A 20,176-nucleotide genomic window follows, 5' to 3' on the forward strand; every position below is an offset into this window, starting at 1 on the left:
TTCGCGCTGATCATTCACCACAACTACCAAGGAGACACCATGCAACAACCTACATCCCTGCCGCGTCGTCGCCTGCTCGCCGGTAGCGCCAGCGCGCTGGCTGCGGCCGGTCTGGCCAGCTTCCAGAGCCAGGCCATGGCGCAGGCCGCTGCACCCGCAGCCAAGCCTCTACCCGGCTATGCCGGCTTCAAGAATGCCGATGCCGTGATCGTGCACAGCTCCACCACCATCGAGACCAGGCGCAGCGCGTTTGGCTCCAGCGTGGTCACGCCCACCAACCAGCTCTATGTGCGCAACAACCTGCCCACGCCTCCCGAGTCCATCGTGGCCGATCGCGATGCATGGGCGGTGCAGATTGATGGCGTGAAGAAGCCCGCCAAGCTGACCGTTGGCGAGCTCAAGAAGCTGGGCCTGGAAACTGTGACCATGGTGCTGCAATGCTCGGGCAATGGCCGCGCCTTCTTCCCCACCAAGCCCAGCGGCACGCAATGGACCGTAGGCGCAGCAGGCTGCGTGGTCTGGAGCGGCGTGCCAGTGCGTGAGGTGGTCAAGGCCCTGGGCGGCATGGCCGACGGCATGGTCTACATGACGGGAACGGGCGGAGAGGTGCTGCCCGCAGGCCTCGATCCCAAGAGCGTGCTGGTGGAGCGTTCCGTGCCTCTGTCGGCCATGGAGGACGCGCTGCTGGCCTGGGAGATGAACGGCGAGCCCGTGCCTTTGGCCCATGGCGGCCCGCTGCGCCTGATCGTGCCCGGCTACACCGGCGTGAACAACATCAAGTACATCAAGCAGCTGGCCTTTACCGTCAAGGAAAGCGAAGCGCACATCATGTCCCACGGCTACCGCATCTCTCCCCCCGGCAGCAAGGGCGACCCCAGCCAGCCTTCGGTACAGGAAATGAGCGTCAAGTCCTGGATCAACAGCCCCATCCCCGAAGACGGCAACCAGGCCTCCGGCCTGGTGCAGATTCAGGGCGTGGCCTTCGGCGGCATGAACGCCGTCAAGGGGGTGGAAGTCTCCATCGACGGCGGCAAGACCTGGAAGCAGGCCCGTCTGGTAGGCCCCGATATGGGCAAGTACGCCTGGCGCCAGTTCGTGCTGCAGGCACAGCTGCCCAAGGGTACCTACACCCTGGCCAGCCGCGCTACCGACGTCAAGGGCAATGCGCAGCCTGAAACGCGGGGTGAGAACCAGAGCGGCTACAACAACACCAGCTGGGCCGACCACGCCGTGACTGTCACCGTGGCCTGAGCGCCGCACTCGCTACCCATGCCGGGTGCCGAAGAAGGGGCGCCGGGCGATGGGTATCAAAACCCCCGATGCATCGCATTTCTCAAAGAACAATGATGAAGACAAACCATACCCTTGCCGCCCTGCTCTTGACCGCCTTTGCGGGCACTGCAGCCCACGCCGATCAGGCTGCCCAGATGGCACGTGGCAAAGAGCTGTTCACCACTGCTGCAGTCCCTGCCTGCGCGGTGTGCCATACCCTCAAGGACGCCGGTACCGAAGGTGCCATAGGCCCGGTGCTGGACGAGTTGCAGCCCGATGCGGCCCGCGTGGCGCGTGCTCTGAAGGATGGCATCGGCTCCATGCCCTCCTTCAAGGCCACAATGAGCGAAGCCGATATCGCTGCCGTTGCTCTCTACGTGAGCAAGGCCAGTGGCGGGGCCAAATAAAACGCCTCAGCTGCGTTCTGCGCCATCCAGCGGAATGGCGTAGATCCATGCCTTGTGGCGGCTATTGCCTTGCAGGCAGGCCGTCGCCTCCACGCCGGGCAGCTGGAAGTCCAGACTGACCAGCCAGCTGCCGGGCTGCATCTCGGTGGCTGCCTTGACGGCAGCGCGGCCCATGCTTTCGGGCCGCTGGAACAGATAGACCAGCTGATAGCGGCTCCAGTCGGTCAGCCAGATATCGCCACGCCGTACGCGTGCCCAGGGGCAACGCAAGGCGCTGGCAATCGCCAGTGGCCAGCTCCATTCCAGACCATTGAGGCGGGCCTGCGGCAGCGCGCGGTGCAGCGCTCGCAAGCCATCGCCCATGCCGCAGCCGGCGTCCAGCACCAGCGCCTGCTCCGGCAACTGCACGACCTCTGCCAGTCCTTTGAGCGCATTTAACGGCGTTGGAAAGACGGGGGCATCACGCCAGGCATTGAGCGGGTAGATCAGCAGCAGCAAGGCCAGGGGCAGCAGCCAGCCCCAGGCGGGCAACTGGCTGGCGCTGAGCACCAGAAACGACAGCGGAAACCCGGCCGCAATGATGAGCCGGCGCCACCAGTTGGGCCCGTGGAGACTGGCCGCCGTGCTGAAGCCGCCTCCGACCAGCAGGGCCAGCCACCAGGGCAGCAGGCGCGCCAGACCCGCAAAAATCAGCCAGGCCAGCAGCCAGACGAGCAATGCAGGCAGAGGCCAGGTCGAGTCAAGCCATTTTTTTGTCATGAGTTTTGAAATGTATCCGTCATACACAGGCTTCACGACACCGAAGTGCAGGCAAGGCCTTGTCGGAATTTTGCATTTTGTGCGGGATACCCCTCTTTGGTGGGGTATGCGTGTAGTCAACTCGTCGTAAAAATTACTGATTTTTGCTTATGTATACTTTTCGGCTTTCAGCGGCTGAGAATTCAGAGGAGACATCCATGCGCCTGCTCGCCCCCACCTTTTCATTGGCGGCTCTTGCATTGACAGCATGCGCGGTACAGACACCGCAGGAGCAGTTGGCACCTGCTTCGCCCACCGTGCGCCTGTGCGAAGGCAATAACTGTTCCGAGCTGCCGCGCAATGTCGCGACTTTCCGTGGCGAGCCCGTCAATCCCGAGGCGGAGCGCCGCCTGGCGGCACTGGTGCAAAAAGCCGAAGCCGATCCTCGCGCAGCCTATGACCTGGGGCTGCGCTATCTGCGCGGCGATGGCGTGGAGCGCAACAGCTATCAGGCCATCGAGTGGATGCGCAAGGCCGGCGATGCCGGTAACGGTCAGGCCCAGTTTGCGCTGGGTCGTCTGTATCTGCTGGGCTTTGAAGAGATGGGCCCGGACCCCGCCGAAGCCGAGGCATGGTTGTCGCGTGCTGCAGCCAAGGGCTTCAAGGAAGCCAAGCGCCTGCTGCCCCAGGCGCAAGCTGCCAAACAGAATGCTCATGCACGCTATCAGGCCATCGAGGACGAGCGCAAGTCCTGGAACGGCTGGTATGTGGGCGCGCCCTACTACATGGTGTGGGGCTCGTCGGGTTGGTATTACCGCTGAGGCGCTGTGAGCGCTGCAGCATTTTTTATTTTTTTGAAAGCATCACTATGTCCAAGAAGACAACGCTGCGTCTGGCAGCCATCGCATCGGCCCTGGCACTGGGCGGTTGCGTGACCCCCGGCGGCGGCACCATTTCCACGGGTACGGCTCCCACGGCTGCCACCGGCGCAGCGGGCGGCGCAACCAGCGTGAATGCGAACCCTACGCTCGAGCGTTGCGATGCTCCTCTGGGTACGCTGGCCGTGGACGACGGTCGCGGCAAGGAGTGGTATGCCAGCTTTGGCGCTGCCACCAAGATCACGACCATCGAGCCCCTGATCCGTCTGGCCGTGCAGCAGTCCAACTGCTTTGTGATCACCTCCATCGGCAACAACCGCACCGAAAGCAAGATGTCGGCGATCACCGACAAGCAGCGCAACTCCGGTGAATTCCGCGCCGGCTCCAAGCAGCAAAAGGGCCAGCGCGTGGCGGCCGATTACTACATGGAGCCTTCCATCATCATCGATAACGATGCAACCGGTCAGCTGGCAGCGGGCGTGGGCGGTCTGTTCGGCAATGTGGGTACGCTGATCGGCGGCGCCATGCAGAGCAAGGCTTCGGTGGTGACTCTGAGCATGTTCGACATCCGTTCTGGCGTGCAGATCTCCATCTCCGAAGGCAACTCCACAGCCACCAACTTCGGCGCAGCCATGGGCGCGTTCGGCGGTGGCGTGGGTGGCGGTCTGGGCGGCTTCTCGCGCTCACCCGAAGGCAAGGCCACGGTGGCCGCCTTCATGGATGCCTACAACAACATGGTGATCTCGCTGCGCAACTACAAGGCACAGGAAGTCAAGGGCGGCCTGGGTCGCGGCGGTCAGCTCAAGGTCGGCAAGTAAAGCTCCGATCCGGAAACAGAAAAGGGCCTGCAGCTGCAGGCCCTTTTTTCATGGTTTGCGCGTCTTCAGCAAGCGCCGCGAGCGCTGCTTACTGCAGCTGAAAGATCTTGCCCGGGTTCAGGATGTTCTTGGGGTCCAGTGCCTGCTTGATGGCGCGCATCATCTGCACCGCACCGGCTCCTGCCTCTTCGAGCAAAAATCCCTGCTTGTGGATGCCGATGCCGTGCTCGCCCGTGCAGGTGCCGCCCAGCGCAATCGCACGTGCCACCAGCGTGTGGTTGAGCTGCTCGGCCTGCTGGCGCTGGGCGTCGTTGTCGGGGTCGATCAGATAGCCGAAGTGGAAGTTGCCGTCGCCCACGTGGCCGACCAGGAAGTAGGGGATGCCACTGGCATCGGCTTCGGTCACGCATTCCAGCAGCGCATCGGCCAGACGGCTGATGGGCACACAGGCATCGGTGGTGATGCAGCGGCAGCCGGGCACGCTGGAGACGGCCGCGAAATAGGCGTTGTGGCGCGCGGTGAACAGACGCGTACGGTCTTCGGGGCGCTCGGCCCATTCAAAGGCATTGCCGCCGAATTCATGGGCAATGTCCTGAACCATCTCGGCCTGCTCCTTGACGCCCGTGGGCGAGCCGTGGAACTCCATCAGCAGCATGGGCTCTTCACGCAGGGACAGCTTGCTGTAGGCATTGACCATGCGCACCGAATTCACATCGACCAGTTCCACGCGTGCGATGGGAATGCCCATCTGGATGGTCTGGATCACCGTGTGTACGGCGCTCTCGATGCTGGAAAAAGAGCAGATGGCTGCGCTCACCGCCTCGGGCAGGGGATAGATGCGCAGCGTGATCTCGGTGAAGATGCCCAGCGTGCCTTCGCTGCCCACCAGCAGGCGGGTCAGGTCGTAGCCGGCAGCGCTCTTCTTGGCGCGGTTGCCGGTGCGCACCACTTCGCCGCTGGCCGTCACCACCTCCAGGGCCAGCACGTTCTCGCGCATGGTGCCGTAGCGCACGGCATTGGTGCCGCTGGCGCGGGTCGAGGTCATGCCGCCAATCGAAGCGTCGGCGCCGGGGTCGATGGGAAAGAAGAAGCCGGTGTCCTTGATGGCCTCGTTCAATGCCTTGCGCGTGATGCCGGGCTGCACGGTGATGGTCAGGTCTTCGGTGTTGACCGAGAGCACACGGTTCATGCGGCTGACGTCGATGGTGATGCCGCCCTGCACGGCCAGCAGATGACCTTCCAGCGACGATCCTGCGCCGTAGGCAATCACGGGCACGCCGTACTGGTCGCAGAGCGTGACGGCATCCTGCACGTCCCGGGTGGATTCGGCAAACACCACTGCAGCCGGAGGGGGCGCAGAAATCGCGCCTTCGTCGCGGCCATGCTGCTCGCGCACGGCCAAAGCCGTGGAGCACTGGCCGCCGAAACGTGTTTGCAGAGCCTGCAGAAATTCTTCGGGGATGGGGCGCTGCACGAAATCGGGCTGCAGCGAGGTATGGGCAACAGGTGCGTTCATCGGGGTCTCCAGAGGAGAAAAAGAATACCACCTGACCCGATCCAGACATGTACGTATTGGGTACTAGGCCATGGCGCTCAAGGTCGCAATCGCTGCGCTGGTACATGCCCATTGGAGCTGGCAGAGCTCGTGGCTTTCGTCGTGGTGCAGCCATCTGCTGCGAGCACATAGATAAGTTTCGCCCTAACTAATGAAAATTCAGTGTTTAGGGTTTGTGCCTGGTGTACCTATATTGGCAAGCCTCATGGCGTGCGCTGCAGAGCTCGCTTCAAACCAAAAGCAGTTCGGAGGGCGGAGCTATGCGCGATACGGGTCGCAGATCATTCATTCAGGGGCTGGCCGGGGTGTCGGCGGCAGGCATGCTGGGCGCGGCATGGCAGGTGCGTGCAGCGCAGACGCAGGCCTGGCCGGCGCGGCCCATCAAACTGGTCGTGACCTTTCCGCCCGGCGGCTCCAGCGATATCGTGGCGCGGGTGCTGGCTCCCGCGCTGGCCGAGAAGCTGGGCCAGAGCGTGGTCATAGACAACAAGCCCGGTGCGGGCTCGTCGATTGGTGCGCAGATCGTGGCGCACAGCGCCAATGACGGCTACACGCTGCTGGTATCCAATTCTGCGGCGCTGTCGATAGCGCCATCGCTGCTGCAAAGCCCTGGCTACGATCCCTTGCGCAGCTTCGAACATCTGGCCTACATCGGCGCCGTGCCCACGGTGTTTGCGGTACATCCTTCGGTGCCCGCCAACAGCCTGAGCGAGCTGGTGAGCTGGATCAAGGAGCAGCCTGCTCCCGTGGCCTTTGGCAGCGGCGGCGCCGCCTCGGTGGGACATCTGGTGGGCGAGCAGTTTGCACAGACGCTCAAGCTGTCCATGGAGCATGTCCCTTATCGCGGTGCCGGCCCCATGCGTGCGGATCTGCTCAGCGGCCATGTCAAGCTGGCGTTCGATGCCTTGCCGCAGAACATCGCGCTGCACAAGCAGGGCCGGCTCAAGCTGCTGGCGCTGACATCGCCACGCCGCGTAGCGCAGGCACCGGCGGTGCCCAGCGTGGCCGAGCTGGGGCTGGCACAGCTGGTCTCCGAAAACTTCGTCGGCATTTCGGCACCCGCTGGCCTGCCCAGGGCGCTGGCCGAAAAAATCGCCGGCGCGGTTCGGCAGATCAGCGCGCGTCCCGAGTTTGCGCAGACGCTCGAAGCCCAGGGATTCGTGACCCGGGATATGGAATCCAAAGCCTTCGCCCAGCTGATTGCAGACCAGCATCTGGCCTGGGGAGATATCGCGAAAAAGACCGGCGCAAAGCTTTAACCAGTCAGGACAACGATGAGCAGCGAGAAACTGTATTCACCCCGTAAGCCGCGCTATGCCGTGGTGCTGTTTGGCCCCGAAGGGCAGGGCAGTTTCAACGAGTCGGGACTGCGCGGAGCCTATAAGGCCAGAGAGGCCGGCCATGAGGTCGATATGCTCTGGGTGGCCGGCCAGTCGGCCGAGCAGCGCGCCGCCGAAATGTCCGCATTGTGCGGCGGCCGCTATGCGCTGATTCTTGCGCATGGCGGTCAGGGGGACGGTCCGGTGCAGATCCTGGCCGGGCGCTGGCCCGAGCAGGCCTTTGCGGTCACGCAGGGCAGCTGGGCGGCACCCAATGTGGCGCGTTACGAGGTGCTGCAGGAGCAGTCGGCATTCCTCGCCGGCGTGCTGGCCAGCCAGTGGAGCAAGACGGGCAAGGTGGGGCATTTCTCGGGCGAGAAGGTGCCGCCGGGTCTGCGTGGTCGGGCGGCCTATGCGGACGGTCTCAGGCGCGCCGGTTTTGAGGGGCAACTCGTCACCCAGTTCTGCGGTCACCAGCATCGTCCGGACTGGGCCCGCACCTGTGTCTCGGCGATGGTCGAGCAGACGGATCTGGACATTGTGTTTGCCATGCTCGATGGTGGCCGCCCCGGTGTGACGCAGGCTTGCCGGGCGCATGGAGTGGCGCAGATCGGCAATGTGCTGAACTGGGTGGAGCGCGACCCCGAGGTGTTTGTGGCCTCGGCGATCTGCAATTCAGGCGAGGCCTTGTTTCGCGCCGTCGAGGACCATGCCAGGGGCCTGCTGCCGCTGGGTGGCTATCGAGCCTTCGGCCTCGAAGAGCCGAGTCTGGTGCGGCTGGAAATGGGGGCCGGGGTGAGTGCTGCGCAGCGCAGCCTGGTCGAAGACTGGGCGCAGCGCCTGCTGCGCCGCGAGTTCGAGATTCACCTGGACTATGCCGGGGCCGAGTTCGCCTTGCCGCAGGAGGAAATCAGCGCTGCGGCATGATCAGGCAAGGGCCGGGGCAAGGACTCAGTACTGCTGCGCGCCCTTGTCGAATTCGGCGCGTGACAGCTGGCCGTTGCGGTCGCTGTCGATCTCTTCGAAGCGCTGGGAGATGACTGGCAACTGGCGTGCTTCCTGCGCACTGAGCTGACCGTCGCGATTGGCATCGGCACGCTCGAATGCCGCTTGCACGCTGCTTTTTGCCGCTGGTGCCTGCTGCACGCCGGTGGCGGAACCCGACTGCACGATGCGCGCAGGCTCCTTGTTGTTGCCGACATTGCCGCCGCCGGTTTGTGCAAAAGCCATGCCTCCACCCAGGGTGAGCGCAGAAAACAGCACCACGCTGACGACTTCGAATGACGAGACCTTGCAATTGAGCAGATTCTTCTTGTTCATGAATGGCATTCCTTCTCTATGCGATAACAGGAGTGCATTGCACCCTGTGAGGCGTCAAAGGGCCAGCATTTTTGCCTGCTGTTGCCTCAGACTACATTTGCCTGCGGGCTGTAACGCACAATGGCGGCCATATCTGCGGGCCGCGCCGGCCCTGGAAAAACTCGCAGCTTTGACAAGGGATGACCCATGGGCAATCGCCTCACGCAAATCGCCACCCGCACCGGAGATGACGGAACCACCGGCCTGGGAGACAACACCCGCGTTTCCAAGAACAGCGGCCGCCCGCATGCCATGGGCGATGTGGATGAACTGAACTCGCATATCGGCCTGCTGCTGTGCGAGCCAATGCCCCAGGATGTGCGCGACCTGCTGATCGACATCCAGCACCAGCTGTTCAACCTGGGCGGCGAGCTGTCCATGCCGGGCTATGAGCTGCTCAAGGACGATGCGCTGCTGCAGCTCGACAACGCGCTGGCCCACTACAACGCAGAGTTGCCGCGCCTGCAGGAGTTCATCCTTCCGGCCGGCACGCGTGCTGCCGCGCAGGCCCATGTATGTCGCACCGTGGCGCGCCGTGCAGAGCGCCAGGTGGTGGCGCTGGAGCAGGCCGAGACCATGCGAGCCGCGCCGCGCCAGTATCTGAACCGCCTGTCCGATCTGCTGTTCGTGCTGGCCCGCGTGCTCAACCGCATCGACGGCGGCGACGATGTGTACTGGAAGAGCGAACGCCTGGCGCGCGCACAGTCCGAGTGAGGCGAAGGCAGGAGGCCGGGCATGCGTCTGCGACATATCGAAGTCTTCAATGCCGTGATGCAGACCGGCAGCGTCAGCGCGGCCGCGCGCCTCATCAACGTCACCCAGCCCGCGGTCAGCCGCACGCTGCAGCATGCCGAGCTGCAGATGGGCTTTGCGCTGTTCCAGCGCGCGCGGGGGCGGCTGACGCCGACCAATGAAGCGCTGGCCCTGTTTCCGCATATCGAGAAGCTGTTCGAGCAGCTCGACGAGGTGCAGCGCCTGGCAGCCAATCTGCGTCACGGCCAGTCGGCCGACCGGCTCAATGTGCTGACGGTGTTCGCGCTCAGCCGCGAGGTACTGCCGCGCGCCGTGGCGGGCTTCAGGCGCCGCCATCCGCAGGTCCAGGTGCACGTGCAGGCGCTGCACACGCCGCAGGTGGTGTCGGCCCTGCTGCTGCAGGAGGCCGATGTGGGCTTTGTGATCAGCTCCGCGGGCCAGCCCGCGCTGGAGCACGAACTGCTGGCCGAGGTGGACATGTTCTGTGTGCTGCCCAAGGGACTGCTGCCGCCTTCGCGCGTGCGCGCCGAAGGCATGGAACTCAAGGATCTGGCCGATCTGCCGGTGGTCGCGCTCGATGCGCGAGACCCGCTGGGCATGCGCCTGGGCCAGGCCTGCCGCGAGCATGGCGTGGGGCTGTCGCCCGTGGTGACGGTGCAGACCTACCATGCGGCGCTGTCCATGGCCGAATACGGGCTGGGCGCGGCCATCATGGACGGCTGCACGGCACTGGCGGCCGACCGGCGCCGCGTGCACGTGGTGCCGCTGCTGCCGCGCATCACCGTGGGCGTGAACGCGCTGAGCCTGCCCCAGCGCCCGGGATCGGTGCTGGCGCGCGCCATGACCCAGGAAATGCGCAAGGCCCTGCAGGAGCTTCTGAGCGCCTCCTGAGCAGATCCGTGTTCAGGCAGCGCGCATCTGTGCAGCCAGTCGCTGCGCCGAGCCGAAGGCCAGCGTCAGGCCCAGCGCACCATGGCCGGTCTGCAGCCACAGATTGCGCGGGCCTCCGCGCTGGCGGCCGGTGATGGGCAGGCCCGTGGGTGTGGCCGGGCGCATGCCGCTCCAGGGATGCAGCGAGCCCTGTAGCGGTAGCTGGGCGAAGACCTGCTGAGTGGAGCGGCGCAGGCTGTCGATGCGGGCTGGATCGATGCGTGTGTCGCGACCGATGATCTCCACCATGCCGGCCACGCGCAGGCGCTCGCCCAGGCGCGCGAACACCACCTTGCGCGCGGTGTCGGTCACGCTCACGCGCGGCGCGGCATGGGTGTGGCTGGACGGTATGTCCACGGTGATGCTGTAGCCCTTGAGCGGATAGACGGGAATGCGCAGGCCCAGCAGGCGCGCATGGGCCGGGCTTTCCCAGCCGCTGGCCAGCACATAGTGCTCGGCCTGCAGCAGGCCGGCGGCGGTGCGCAGGCCGGTGACGGCGTCGCCCTGGCGCTCGAAGCCCAGCACCTCGGTGTCATAGCGCAACTCGGCGCCGCGCACGGCCAGCAGCGCTGCCAGCTGCTCGCACAGCTGGCGGCAGTCGGCGGCACTTTCACTGGGGGTGTGAACGGCGCCCGCCATGCGGCCCGCGTAGCCGGCCAGCGCGGGCTCCAGGCGCACGGCGGCGGTGGCATCCACCACCTGCTGGCTGGCGCCGCCAAGGCGCGATTGCAGGGCCACCTGCCGGGCCGCGGCATCCAGGCCCTGCTGCGTCTCGTACAGCACCAGCTTGCCCGGCGTGTGCAGTGCGCAGCTCAGGGACTCCTGCGCCTGCAGGCTCTCGAAAGCCTGCCGGCTTTCGGCGGCCAGCCTCAGCAGCGCCTGCGTACCGGCCATGGAGGCGCGGGCATTGCAGGCGCCCAGAAAGCGCAGTCCCCAGGCCCATTGGGCGGGATCGGCACGCAGGCGCAGGGCCAGCGGCGAGTCCTTTTCCAGCAGCAGTTGCGGCAGCATCTTCCAGATGCCGGGATCGGCCAGCGGCTGTACGTAGGAATAGCTGAGCTGCGCGCCGTTGCCGCCGCTGGCGCCCGCTGCCGGGCCGGGCCCGCGCTCCAGAACGGTGACCCGGCAGCCCGCGCTCTGCAGCGCATAGGCAGTGGCCAGGCCGACGATGCCGGCGCCCACGATGCAGACATGCATTGATCGTTTCTCCATGCTGCCGCACTGTAGGCCCGTACGGGGCCGGGCAGCCATGGCATTTGGCGTGCAGGGTATGCGCCCAGGTTATGGGCTGCCCGCGCGCTGCGTGCGCCCGGGCGGCCCTTTGTCGCGGTGTTTACCCGGAGCATGGCTGTGCCTGCGCTGCCACCCATAAACCAGGGGCATGGAACAGCCCGATATTGTCATCCCCCGGAGCCGGGCGCGCTTTCTACACTGGCGGCACATCCACCACCGAAGAGGAGACACCGCATGCAACTTCACTCCACCGTGCTTTGCGCGGCACTGGGCCTGGGTTTTCTGGGCGCTGCCCATGCCGATACCCTGGCCAAGGTGCGCGACAGCGGACGCATCACGCTGGCTTACCGCGAGTCCTCCGTGCCCTTCAGCTACCTGGACAACGGCAAGCCCATCGGCATGACCGTGGAGCTTTCGCAGGCGGTGGCCGAAGCCGTGAAGAAGGTGCTGAACCAGCCCGCGCTGGAGGTGCGCTGGCAGGCCGTGACCTCGCAGAACCGCATGCCGCTGCTGGCCAACGGCACCATAGACCTGGAGTGCGGATCGACCACCAACAACACGGTACGGGCCAAGGAGGTGGGCTTTGCCATCAATCACTTCTACACCGGAACGCGGCTGCTGGTGAAGAAGAGCTCGGGCATCCAGAACTATGCCGACCTCAAGGGCAAGACCGCGGCCATCACCACCGGCACCACCAATCTGCAGGTGCTGCGCAAGGCCAATGCCGAGCAGGGCTGGGGCATGAACATCGTCATGGCCAAGGACCATGCCGACGGCTTTCTGCTGGTCGAGAACGACCGCGCCGCGGCCTTCGGCATGGACGACATCCTGCTCTACGGCCTGATCGCCAACGCCAAGAATCCCAAGGATTTCCACGTCGTGGCCGATGCGCTGCAGGTCGAGCCCTATGCCTGCATGCTGCGCAAGGACGACCCGCAGTTCAAGCAGCTGGTGGATGGCGTGATCGGCGACATGATGAAGTCGGGCGCATTCGCCAGGCTCTACGACAAATGGTTCATGCAGCCCATCCCGCCCAAGAACGCGGCCCTGGGTCTGCCCATGAGCGAGCAGCTGCAGCGCAACGTGCAGGAGCGCGGCGACAAGCCGGCGTTCTGAGATGCAGGCTGTGGGCATTCTCGGCGGCATGGGGCCTGCAGCGGGCGCAGATTTCGTGCGCCTGTTCGTGCAGGCCTGCACCCGGCACCTGCAGGACCGGGGACTGCCCGTGCGCGACCAGGCCTATCCCGAGCACTGGCTGGTGCAGCTGCCCATGCCCGATCGCACGCAGGCGCTGCGCAGCGATCCGCAGTCCCCTGCGGGCCCGGCACCGCATCTGCTGCAGGGCGCGGGCCGGCTCGCGGCCCTGGGCGTGCGCAGCGTGGCCCTGGCCTGCAACACGGCCCATGCCTGGCATGGGCAGATACAGGGGCTTTTTCCGCAACTGCGCGTGCTGCACATCGCGCAGCAGACGGCGCTGTACCTGAAGGCAGGCGGCGCGCGCCAGGCCCTGGTGCTGGCCACGGACGGAACCTATGACAGCGGGCTCTACGACGCGGCGCTGGCCGAGTGCGGCATTGCCGCGCTGCGGCCCGGACCGGCGGGCCGGGACCGGCTCATGCAAGGTATCTACGAGGGCGTGAAACAGGGCGATATGCCGCTGGCCGTGCAATGCTTCGGCGAGGCGCTGGCACCGCTGCTGCAGCGCCACGGTGCCGTGCCCGTGATCATGGGCTGCACCGAAATCCCGCTGGCCCTGCCGCAGGCGCCGCAGGCCCGCGGCGCCGAGCTGGTGGACCCGGCGTGGATACTGGCCTGTGCGCTGGCGCAGGATGCATACGCGCACTAACGGCGACGGAGGAGCAGAGATTTATAAAAAGATGAGCTGCAATCGCTTGTCAAAAAACAGATATGTATCGAATCAAGGCCAGATCTGTTGATGGGTCAGCGGTACCAGCTCATCTTTTAACGATGGTTTGCTAAGACTTCCGGGCGTCCTGCATCTCCGAGTCCATGGCGGCCTTGTAGATGCTTTGCCGGGGGCGCTGCATCAGGCGGCGCAGCATGGGCTCGAATTCACCGAGGGGCAGGGTCTCGGCCCGGGGATCGAAAGCGGGGTTGTCATAGAGTTCGCAGAACTCGGCCGTGCGCGTGTAGTGCGGATGCTCCCGGAACTGCTCGCGCATATCCCTGTCCAGGCCGATGTGATGGAAGAAATAGTGGCCCTGGAAGATGCCGTGATGCTTGACCATCCAGTGGTTGGCTTCGCTCACAAAGGGCTGGAGAACCGCGGCGGCAATGTCGGGGTGGTTGAAGGACCCGAGGGTATCGCCAATGTCATGCAGCAGGGCGCACACCACATACTCCTCGTCGCGGCCGTCGCGCAGCGCGCGCGTGGCGGTTTGCAGGGAGTGGGTATAGCGGTCCACCGGAAAGCCGCCATAGTCGCCCTCCAGCAGCCTCAGATGGGCCATCACCCTGTCGGGCAGACCCTGTGTGAACTGTGCAAACTCGCCGCCGATCACCTGCCAGTCTTCACGCGTGCTGTCTTGCATGCGCAGAAAATTCGCCCGTGCATTCATGCCATGTCTTTCGTGGGTTATGGTCGTTGCACTGTAGGGCGCTGGCAGGGGCTGAGCTGTCAAGGGCATGACATGCAGCCGCTGCCTTGATGTGCGAGCGAATCGTGCTTGCCGCAGACGGCGTGCGAGGACTGCAGGCGTCAGTAGGTTTCCAGGTGCAGACGTCCTTCGCGCTTGAGTCTTGCGCCAAGCTCCTCCCACCCTAGTCCTGCTTGCTGGGCCACGTCACGCAGGGCCAGCACGACGCCGTCCTCCATGCTTTTGAGACCGCAGACATAGATATGCGTGTTGTCGTCGCACAGCAGCTCCATGAGGTCGGCCGAGCGCTCGCGCATGGCGTCCTGCACATAGCGCCTGGGCTGGCCGGCCACGCGCGAGAAGGCGAAATTGATGTCGATGAAATCCTTGGGCAGGTTCTGCAAGGGGCCGAAATAGGGCAGTTCCTGAGGCGTTCGCGCACCGAAGAACAGCAGCAGTTTGCCGCTGTCGAACTTGCCGCTCTTGCGCAGGCGGCGGCGCCACTCCGTCATGGCGCGCATGGGTGCGCTGCCCGTGCCGGTGCAGATCATCACGATGTGCGAGCGCGGGTGATTGGGCATGAGAAAGCTGCTGCCAAACGGGCCTATCACCTGCACCTTGTCACCCACCTGCAGATCACAGAGATAGTTGCTGGCCACGCCGCGCACGGGCTGACCCTGGTGATCCTCGACCACGCGTTTCACGGTCAAGGCCAGATTGTTGTAGCCGGGGCGCTCGCCGTTGCGGGCGCTGGCAATCGAGTACTGACGCGCCACATGGGGCTTGCCGCCGGCATCCACACCCGGCGGAACAATGCCCAGCGACTGGCCTTCGAGCACCGGGAAAGGCATGGCGCCGAAGTCCAGCACGATATGGTGGGTCTCGTTGTCGAAGCCGGCTTCCGTGCAGTTCAGATTGCCCACCACCGTGGCCGTCACCGCAGCCTTGGGACCATGCAGATTGGTGTAGGCATGGGCGGCAGACCAGGGCGGTGTGGTGGCGCCATAGCTGGCTGCGCGAAAGACTTCCGCAGTGCCGCTTTCGGCCATGCCGGCAGCGGCCGCGATCACGGCCTGAGCCTGGCTCAGATCATCCACATCTCCGGCATTCTCGGTCGTCTGCGCGGCGGCCAGCACATCGGCGCAAAGCTCTTCGGGCAGGCTCTCCCAGCCCAGCTGCTCGGCAACGCTGTAGGGCTTGCTTGCCGACACCAGCCGCCAGTTGTCGATTGAGCCGGTAGGGCAGGGCGAGATGCAGTCCATGCAGCCGTTGCACTTGTCCGCCATGACCACATAGTTGTTGTCGTCATGCGTGATGGCGTCCACGGGGCAGGTCGCCTCGCAGGTGTTGCAGCGAATGCAGATTTCCGGGTCTATCAGATGCTGCTTCAGGATGCCGTTTTCAATCAGCGTGATGGTGCTCATTTCTTTCTCCCAACTGGCATGGCCTAAAACTGACACTGCACCAAGTGAGAGGTGCCGAGCAAGAGCCGCCTCGCGGCGAAGGCACCGTCCCCTTGGGGAAGCCGCGTAGCGGCTCAGGGGTCACCCAAACTTCACATACTCGAAGTCCACGGGCTGGCGATTGATACCCATGACCGGGGGGGCAATCCAGCCGGCAAACTTGCCGGGCTCCAGGCATTGCTTCATCAGCGATGCGACAAAGCTGCGGTCGTCGTCGCTGGCCAGCCACTCGTTCTTCCTGGACAGCCATTCCTGCTCGCTCACAGGGCGGCCGTCGGGGCTGATGCGCACGCCTGCCAGCGCGCCGATCTGACGGTTGAAGGCCTTGTGCGGCACCGTCAGGCGAAAGTCGATGCCGGCCTTTTCCATCACCTTGTTCCAGCGGCCCACACCGGCATTGCTGTCCTTGATGTAGTCGTCGCGCAGCACCTCGTTCAAGGCGTTGAGCATGGGCACTTCCTTTTCCTGCAACTTGCCGTCCACTACTTCCAGCACTTTGTAGTTCTGGTCGTGCAGCTTGTGGTCGTCCTCGCGCTTGCCCTCTTCGTAACGGCCCTTGAGGCCCGAGCTGTAGAAGGTGGCGGCATTGCTCGACTGGTCGGCGCCGAAAAGGTCGATGGTCACGCTGTAGTGGAAGTTCAGATAGCGCTGGATCGTGGGCAGGTCGATGACGCCCGCGTTGCGCAGCTTGTTCACATCGTCGGTCTTGAGTTCGTTCATGACCTGGCAGGTGCGGGCCAGAACGCGCGAGACGCCGGACTCGCCGACGAACATGTGATGCGCCTCTTCGGTCAGCATGAATTTGGTGGTGCGTGCCAGCGGATCGAACGCGGATTCGGCCAGCGCTGCGAGCTGGAATTTCCCGTCTCTGTCGGTGAAGTAGGTGAACATGAAGAACGCCAGCCAGTCCGGCGTTTTTTCATTGAAGGCGCCCAGAATGCGCGGGTTGTTTTCATCGCCGCTCTGGCGCTCCAGCAAGGCCTCGGCTTCCTCGCGTCCATCACGTCCGAAATGCTTGTGCAGCAGATAGACCATGGCCCAGAGATGGCGGCCTTCTTCCACATTGACCTGGAACAGATTGCGCAGGTCGTACATGGATGGCGCGGTCAGGCCCAGATGGCGCTGCTGCTCCACCGAAGCGGGCTCGGTATCGCCTTGCGTGACGATGATGCGACGCAGGTTGGCGCGGTGCTCGCCGGGCACATCCTGCCAGGCTTTCTCACCCTTGTGATCGCCAAAATGAATGCTGCGTTCCTGATCAGCCGGGTTCAGGAAGATGCCCCAGCGATAGTCACGCATCTTGACGTAGCCGAACTGCGCCCAGCCCTGCGGATCCACGCTCACCGCGGTACGCAGATAGACATCGTAGTTGGTCGATCCTTCGGGGCCCACATCATCCCACCAGCGGATGAAGCTGGGCTGCCAGCTCTCCAGCGCACGCTGCAGCGTGCGGTCGCCGCTGAGGTCCACGTTGTTGGGAATCTTCTGGCTGTAGTCGATGCTGCTCATGGGGAGTCTCCTGTAATGTTTTGCCGATTCATGAAGCCGTGCAGTCGCTTCGAAACTGGTGCAGCCCAGGCGAGTAACGCCGAGCAAGGGCCGCCCCGCTGCGAGGGCGTTGTCCCCCTCCGGCACGCAGTGCCAGAGAGGGGGAAGCGGCATAGCCGCTCAGGGGGAGTTTCCTCATACCCTGTTGAAATCGAAGCCGGCTTTCTGTCCGGTGCCGTAGAGCTTCAAAGCGCCTTTTTCACCGACCGCATTGGGGCGGTTGAAGATCCAGTTCTGCCAGGCCGACAGACGCCCGAAGATGCGCGTGACCATGTTTTCCTGGCTGGCGAAACGCAGATTGGCTTCGAGGCCCGTGAGCGCATCGGGCGACATGGCGGCGCGCTCTTCCTTGGCGATGCGGATCTCGTCTTCCCAGTCGATATCGTCAAGCGCGGCGGTGACCAGTCCCAGCTGTTGCGCGGCATCGCCGTTGAGCGGCTTGCCCATCGCCGCGCGCGCGGCTTCCAGGGGCCCGGACTCCTCATAGAAGCGCCGCTGCAGACGGCTTTGATCGTTGACCAGCGGCAGCAGGCCGAAGTTGAATTCATCGAGCTCGATCACGGGCTCGCGCTCGGGCTCGTCGGGCAGCACCAGCATGTAGGCGCGATCGGCGCAGAAGACCAGCTCGGCCAGCATGCCGGCAAAGCAGGAGCCGGGCTCGATCAAGGCGAACAGCGAACGCGACGACACATCGAGGCGTGCAAAGGTGCGGCGCAGCAGGCCCAGGGTTTGCTGCACCAGCCAGTGATCCTTGTGCGCCATCAGAGACTGGTCTGCCGCCAGCACGGCGCGTGCATCGCCCTCGGTCTTGAGAATCCAGGTGCCCACATCTAGCTCGTTGGTGCGCAGATGCAGTATGGCGTCGTCGAGCTCGCGGCCCATGGCCAGCGGCCACCAGGCAGCACCTGCGTTTTCAATGGCTTCGATGCTGCCGGGCTGTTCGCCCCTGGGGGACTTGACCGTAATGGTGGCGCTGCGCTTGCTGCGATCGATCTGCACGCTGACGTGGCGATAGTGCAGGCCGTCCGGGCTCTCCTCGCGCTGCAGCCTGGTGAGCTGTATGCCTTTGGCGGACGTCGGGCGCGGGCTGCTCTCGCCCAGCGCCGTGGCACGTTGCTGCACCACCTCGGCAAACTGCGCGGGCTTGGCGATCGCATCCACCAGTCGCCAGTCCACGGCGCGCTGGCCGCGCACGCCTTCCACGCTGGTGCAGAAGATGTCGGCCAGGTCGTGGCGCACATGGCGCTTGTCGGTCACGCGCGTCAGCCCGCCGGTGCCGGGCAGCACGCCCAGCAGCGGAACCTCGGGCAGCGATACCGAGGAAGATCGGTCGTCGATCAGCACGATGTCGTCGCAGGCCAGAGCCAGCTCGTAGCCGCCGCCCGCGCAGGCGCCGTTGACGGCGGCAACGAACTTGAGTCCGTCGTGCCGGGAGCTGTCCTCCATGCCGTTGCGCGTCTCGTTGGTGAACTTGCAGAAGTTCACCTTCCAGGCGTGGGACGAGACTCCGAGCATGAAGATATTTGCGCCCGAGCAGAAGATGCGTTCCTTGCCGCTGGTGACGATCACGGAGCGAACCTGCGGGTGTTCAAAACGGATGCGGTTGAGGGCATCGTGCAGTTCCACATCCACGCCCAGGTCATAGCTGTTGAGCTTGAGCTTGTAGCCGGGGCGTATGCCTCCGTCTTCGGCGATGTCCAGCTTGAGCCGGGCGATATTGCCATCCACTTCAAACGACCAGTGCCGGTACTGGCTGGGCTCGGTGCGGTAATCGACGTTGGTTTGCTGCTGCATGCTCGGCTCCTGCTGAGATGAAAGATAGTGCAGTTACTGACTTGATATTGGCACAATTATGCAGATTCATCGGAAAAAAGCACGTGTATTTAGGCACTATGTTGCATGTTTTGCCAAAACCAAGGGAAATCCATAGGCGCTGCCAGTTCGCAGAACTGCGCCAGGATTGATGTGTTTTGATGGCTATCCCCTTACTCATGAAGGGTGGGCAGCTAGCAATTACGGAGCAAGTGATCCGGATGGCCTTGATTCGCAAACCCAGCACTGGCGCGGGGTGATGAGCTGCTTGCAAAATGGATCCACCATGCTGACCTTTGCAGATATCCAAGCCGCCGCTGCGCGCCTGAATGGCGCCGTCCTTCAAACCCCTTTTGTGGAATCACGCACGCTCTCGCAGATCACGGGGGCACAGGTCTACCTCAAGTTCGAGAACCTGCAGTTCACTGCATCCTTCAAGGAGCGTGGCGCGCTGAACAAGCTGCTCATGCTCAGCGATGCCGAGCGCGTGCGCGGCGTGGTCGCCATGAGTGCGGGCAATCATGCTCAGGGCGTGGCCTATCACGCTCAAAGGCTGGGTTTGCGAGCCGTCATCGTCATGCCGCGTTTCACTCCCGGTGTGAAGGTGGAGCGCACGCGTGGCTTCGGTGCCGAGGTAGTGCTGCATGGCGACACATTGGCCGAGGCGCGTGCCCATGCCTATCATCTGGCGCAGGAGCAGCAGCTGACCTTTGTCCATCCCTATGACGATGAAGCGATTGCTGCCGGCCAGGGCACACTGGCGCTGGAAATCCTGCAGGCACAGCCCGATCTGGATGCGCTGGTCATTGCCATTGGCGGCGGCGGTCTGATTGCGGGCATTGCCACGGCGGCCAAGGCCATCAAGCCCGAGATGGAGATCGTGGGTGTGCAGACACAGCGCTTTCCTTCCATGGTCAATGCGTTGCGCCACACCGACCTTCCCATGGGGACTTCGACGATCGCCGAGGGCATTGCGGTGACCCAGCCCGGCATCATCACCCAGGAGGTGGTGCAGCGTTGCGTGGACGATTTGTTGCTGGTGGACGAAGGAGATATAGAGCAGGCCGTGCTCATGCTGCTGGAGATCGAGAAGACCTTGGTCGAAGGTGCGGGGGCGGCGGGTCTTGCGGCCTTGCTGCGCTATCCCGCTCGCTTCAAGGGCCGGAAAACAGGCCTGGTGCTGTCGGGTGGCAATATCGACCCCATGCTGCTGGCTGCCATCATCGAGCGTGGCATGGTGCGCTCCGGTCGTCTGGCGCGTGTGCGCGTCAGTGCGCGCGACGTACCAGGCGTGCTGGCCCAGATCACGGCCACGGTGGCCGGAGCCGGCGCGAATATCGAGGAGGTCCATCACCAGCGTGCTTTCACCATGCTGGCTGCGCAGAATGTGGAGATCGAGTTCGTGCTGCAGACACGTGGCCACGCCCATGTGGGCGAGGTGCTGGAGCAACTGCGTCGCGCAGGCATGGAGGCGGCTCTGGTGTGACGCTGGAG

19 protein-coding genes are annotated in these 20,176 nt (G+C 64.3%); 11 read left to right on the plus strand and 8 right to left on the minus strand.

The window, feature by feature from the left end:
- Positions 1 to 39: 39 nt before the first annotated feature.
- Both F0P97_RS00315 and F0P97_RS00320 read left to right on the plus strand, forming a co-directional pair.
- Positions 40 to 1,251: a sulfite oxidase gene (locus F0P97_RS00315; RefSeq protein ID WP_182285165.1), complete on the plus strand. Its 1,212-nt coding sequence runs from the start codon at positions 40 to 42 to the stop codon at positions 1,249 to 1,251.
- A gap of 92 nt (positions 1,252 to 1,343) precedes the next feature.
- Complete coding sequence (locus F0P97_RS00320; protein WP_182285166.1) at positions 1,344 to 1,679, plus strand: c-type cytochrome; 336 nt, start codon at positions 1,344 to 1,346, stop codon at positions 1,677 to 1,679.
- Between the two features lie 6 nt (positions 1,680 to 1,685).
- Here the strand turns inward: F0P97_RS00320 and F0P97_RS00325 are convergent, their stop codons facing one another.
- The gene (locus tag F0P97_RS00325) at positions 1,686 to 2,438 is read right to left on the minus strand and encodes a class I SAM-dependent methyltransferase (RefSeq protein ID WP_182285167.1); all 753 of its coding nucleotides are present in this window, start codon (positions 2,436 to 2,438) and stop codon (positions 1,686 to 1,688) included.
- 197 nt (positions 2,439 to 2,635) lie between these two features.
- Here F0P97_RS00325 and F0P97_RS00330 point away from each other — a divergent pair, with 197 nt between their 5' ends.
- Together F0P97_RS00330 and F0P97_RS00335 are read left to right on the plus strand one after the other, a co-directional pair.
- Positions 2,636 to 3,238: a tetratricopeptide repeat protein gene (locus F0P97_RS00330; protein ID WP_003065258.1), complete on the plus strand. Its 603-nt coding sequence runs from the start codon at positions 2,636 to 2,638 to the stop codon at positions 3,236 to 3,238.
- A gap of 47 nt (positions 3,239 to 3,285) precedes the next feature.
- The gene (locus F0P97_RS00335) at positions 3,286 to 4,113 is read left to right on the plus strand and encodes a hypothetical protein (RefSeq protein ID WP_046461752.1); all 828 of its coding nucleotides are present in this window, start codon (positions 3,286 to 3,288) and stop codon (positions 4,111 to 4,113) included.
- A gap of 88 nt (positions 4,114 to 4,201) precedes the next feature.
- On the opposite strand, the gene F0P97_RS00340 is transcribed toward F0P97_RS00335, so the two are convergent.
- Positions 4,202 to 5,629 (minus strand): FAD-binding oxidoreductase, encoded by a 1,428-nt coding sequence (locus tag F0P97_RS00340; protein WP_182285168.1) that lies wholly within the window; start codon positions 5,627 to 5,629, stop codon positions 4,202 to 4,204.
- A gap of 299 nt (positions 5,630 to 5,928) precedes the next feature.
- Here F0P97_RS00340 and F0P97_RS00345 point away from each other — a divergent pair, with 299 nt between their 5' ends.
- Together F0P97_RS00345 and F0P97_RS00350 are read left to right on the plus strand one after the other, a co-directional pair.
- Positions 5,929 to 6,927 carry a Bug family tripartite tricarboxylate transporter substrate binding protein gene (locus tag F0P97_RS00345; RefSeq protein WP_182285169.1) on the plus strand — a complete coding sequence of 333 codons (999 nt, stop codon included), beginning with the start codon at positions 5,929 to 5,931 and terminating at the stop codon, positions 6,925 to 6,927.
- Between the two features lie 15 nt (positions 6,928 to 6,942).
- Complete coding sequence (locus tag F0P97_RS00350; RefSeq protein ID WP_182285170.1) at positions 6,943 to 7,914, plus strand: BMP family lipoprotein; 972 nt, start codon at positions 6,943 to 6,945, stop codon at positions 7,912 to 7,914.
- Between the two features lie 24 nt (positions 7,915 to 7,938).
- On the opposite strand, the gene F0P97_RS00355 is transcribed toward F0P97_RS00350, so the two are convergent.
- Positions 7,939 to 8,307: an EF-hand domain-containing protein gene (locus tag F0P97_RS00355; protein ID WP_182285171.1), complete on the minus strand. Its 369-nt coding sequence runs from the start codon at positions 8,305 to 8,307 to the stop codon at positions 7,939 to 7,941.
- 186 nt (positions 8,308 to 8,493) lie between these two features.
- Here F0P97_RS00355 and F0P97_RS00360 point away from each other — a divergent pair, with 186 nt between their 5' ends.
- Entirely contained in the window at positions 8,494 to 9,060 is a 567-nt protein-coding gene (locus F0P97_RS00360; RefSeq protein ID WP_182285172.1) for a cob(I)yrinic acid a,c-diamide adenosyltransferase, read from the plus strand.
- A 21-nt stretch (positions 9,061 to 9,081) separates the two neighbouring features.
- Positions 9,082 to 9,990 (plus strand): LysR substrate-binding domain-containing protein, encoded by a 909-nt coding sequence (locus tag F0P97_RS00365; RefSeq protein ID WP_003072024.1) that lies wholly within the window; start codon positions 9,082 to 9,084, stop codon positions 9,988 to 9,990.
- Positions 9,991 to 10,002: 12 nt separating this feature from the next.
- On the opposite strand, the gene F0P97_RS00370 is transcribed toward F0P97_RS00365, so the two are convergent.
- On the minus strand, positions 10,003 to 11,226 hold the full coding sequence (locus tag F0P97_RS00370) for a D-amino acid dehydrogenase (RefSeq protein WP_182287053.1): 1,224 nt from the start codon (positions 11,224 to 11,226) through the stop codon (positions 10,003 to 10,005).
- A 270-nt stretch (positions 11,227 to 11,496) separates the two neighbouring features.
- Here F0P97_RS00370 and F0P97_RS00375 point away from each other — a divergent pair, with 270 nt between their 5' ends.
- Together F0P97_RS00375 and F0P97_RS00380 are read left to right on the plus strand one after the other, a co-directional pair.
- Positions 11,497 to 12,378, plus strand: a complete 882-nt coding sequence (locus tag F0P97_RS00375) for an amino acid ABC transporter substrate-binding protein (RefSeq protein ID WP_182285173.1) — start codon at positions 11,497 to 11,499, stop codon at positions 12,376 to 12,378.
- A 1-nt stretch (position 12,379) separates the two neighbouring features.
- Complete coding sequence (locus F0P97_RS00380; protein WP_182285174.1) at positions 12,380 to 13,108, plus strand: aspartate/glutamate racemase family protein; 729 nt, start codon at positions 12,380 to 12,382, stop codon at positions 13,106 to 13,108.
- Between the two features lie 130 nt (positions 13,109 to 13,238).
- Here F0P97_RS00380 and F0P97_RS00385 read toward each other — a convergent pair whose 3' ends face one another.
- The 4 genes from F0P97_RS00385 to boxC form a co-directional block, all read right to left on the minus strand.
- Complete coding sequence (locus F0P97_RS00385; protein ID WP_182285175.1) at positions 13,239 to 13,841, minus strand: HD domain-containing protein; 603 nt, start codon at positions 13,839 to 13,841, stop codon at positions 13,239 to 13,241.
- Positions 13,842 to 13,981: 140 nt separating this feature from the next.
- Positions 13,982 to 15,283: a benzoyl-CoA 2,3-epoxidase subunit BoxA gene (gene boxA, locus F0P97_RS00390; RefSeq protein ID WP_182285176.1), complete on the minus strand. Its 1,302-nt coding sequence runs from the start codon at positions 15,281 to 15,283 to the stop codon at positions 13,982 to 13,984.
- Positions 15,284 to 15,403: 120 nt separating this feature from the next.
- Positions 15,404 to 16,831 carry a benzoyl-CoA 2,3-epoxidase subunit BoxB gene (gene boxB / locus F0P97_RS00395; protein WP_182285177.1) on the minus strand — a complete coding sequence of 476 codons (1,428 nt, stop codon included), beginning with the start codon at positions 16,829 to 16,831 and terminating at the stop codon, positions 15,404 to 15,406.
- 174 nt (positions 16,832 to 17,005) lie between these two features.
- Entirely contained in the window at positions 17,006 to 18,664 is a 1,659-nt protein-coding gene (gene boxC, locus F0P97_RS00400) for a 2,3-epoxybenzoyl-CoA dihydrolase (protein WP_182285178.1), read from the minus strand.
- Positions 18,665 to 18,968: 304 nt separating this feature from the next.
- Between boxC and F0P97_RS00405 the strand changes: the two genes are divergently transcribed.
- A complete protein-coding gene (locus tag F0P97_RS00405) occupies positions 18,969 to 20,168 on the plus strand; it encodes a threonine ammonia-lyase (RefSeq protein WP_182285179.1) in 1,200 nt (399 codons plus the stop codon).
- Positions 20,169 to 20,176: the final 8 nt, after the last annotated feature.

The sequence above is a fragment of the Comamonas testosteroni genome (assembly GCF_014076415.1).
GTDB lineage: Bacteria > Pseudomonadota > Gammaproteobacteria > Burkholderiales > Burkholderiaceae_C > Comamonas > Comamonas testosteroni_F.

Coding starts and splice junctions, on each gene's coding strand:
- F0P97_RS00315 (WP_182285165.1), top strand. CDS start 40: ATGCAACAACCTACATCCCTGCCGCGTCGTCGCCTGCTCGCCGGTAGC.
- F0P97_RS00320 (WP_182285166.1), top strand. CDS start 1,344: ATGATGAAGACAAACCATACCCTTGCCGCCCTGCTCTTGACCGCCTTT.
- F0P97_RS00325 (WP_182285167.1), bottom strand. CDS start 2,438: ATGACAAAAAAATGGCTTGACTCGACCTGGCCTCTGCCTGCATTGCTC.
- F0P97_RS00330 (WP_003065258.1), top strand. CDS start 2,636: ATGCGCCTGCTCGCCCCCACCTTTTCATTGGCGGCTCTTGCATTGACA.
- F0P97_RS00335 (WP_046461752.1), top strand. CDS start 3,286: ATGTCCAAGAAGACAACGCTGCGTCTGGCAGCCATCGCATCGGCCCTG.
- F0P97_RS00340 (WP_182285168.1), bottom strand. CDS start 5,629: ATGAACGCACCTGTTGCCCATACCTCGCTGCAGCCCGATTTCGTGCAG.
- F0P97_RS00345 (WP_182285169.1), top strand. CDS start 5,929: ATGCGCGATACGGGTCGCAGATCATTCATTCAGGGGCTGGCCGGGGTG.
- F0P97_RS00350 (WP_182285170.1), top strand. CDS start 6,943: ATGAGCAGCGAGAAACTGTATTCACCCCGTAAGCCGCGCTATGCCGTG.
- F0P97_RS00355 (WP_182285171.1), bottom strand. CDS start 8,307: ATGAACAAGAAGAATCTGCTCAATTGCAAGGTCTCGTCATTCGAAGTC.
- F0P97_RS00360 (WP_182285172.1), top strand. CDS start 8,494: ATGGGCAATCGCCTCACGCAAATCGCCACCCGCACCGGAGATGACGGA.
- F0P97_RS00365 (WP_003072024.1), top strand. CDS start 9,082: ATGCGTCTGCGACATATCGAAGTCTTCAATGCCGTGATGCAGACCGGC.
- F0P97_RS00370 (WP_182287053.1), bottom strand. CDS start 11,226: ATGCATGTCTGCATCGTGGGCGCCGGCATCGTCGGCCTGGCCACTGCC.
- F0P97_RS00375 (WP_182285173.1), top strand. CDS start 11,497: ATGCAACTTCACTCCACCGTGCTTTGCGCGGCACTGGGCCTGGGTTTT.
- F0P97_RS00380 (WP_182285174.1), top strand. CDS start 12,380: ATGCAGGCTGTGGGCATTCTCGGCGGCATGGGGCCTGCAGCGGGCGCA.
- F0P97_RS00385 (WP_182285175.1), bottom strand. CDS start 13,841: ATGAATGCACGGGCGAATTTTCTGCGCATGCAAGACAGCACGCGTGAA.
- boxA (WP_182285176.1), bottom strand. CDS start 15,283: ATGAGCACCATCACGCTGATTGAAAACGGCATCCTGAAGCAGCATCTG.
- boxB (WP_182285177.1), bottom strand. CDS start 16,831: ATGAGCAGCATCGACTACAGCCAGAAGATTCCCAACAACGTGGACCTC.
- boxC (WP_182285178.1), bottom strand. CDS start 18,664: ATGCAGCAGCAAACCAACGTCGATTACCGCACCGAGCCCAGCCAGTAC.
- F0P97_RS00405 (WP_182285179.1), top strand. CDS start 18,969: ATGCTGACCTTTGCAGATATCCAAGCCGCCGCTGCGCGCCTGAATGGC.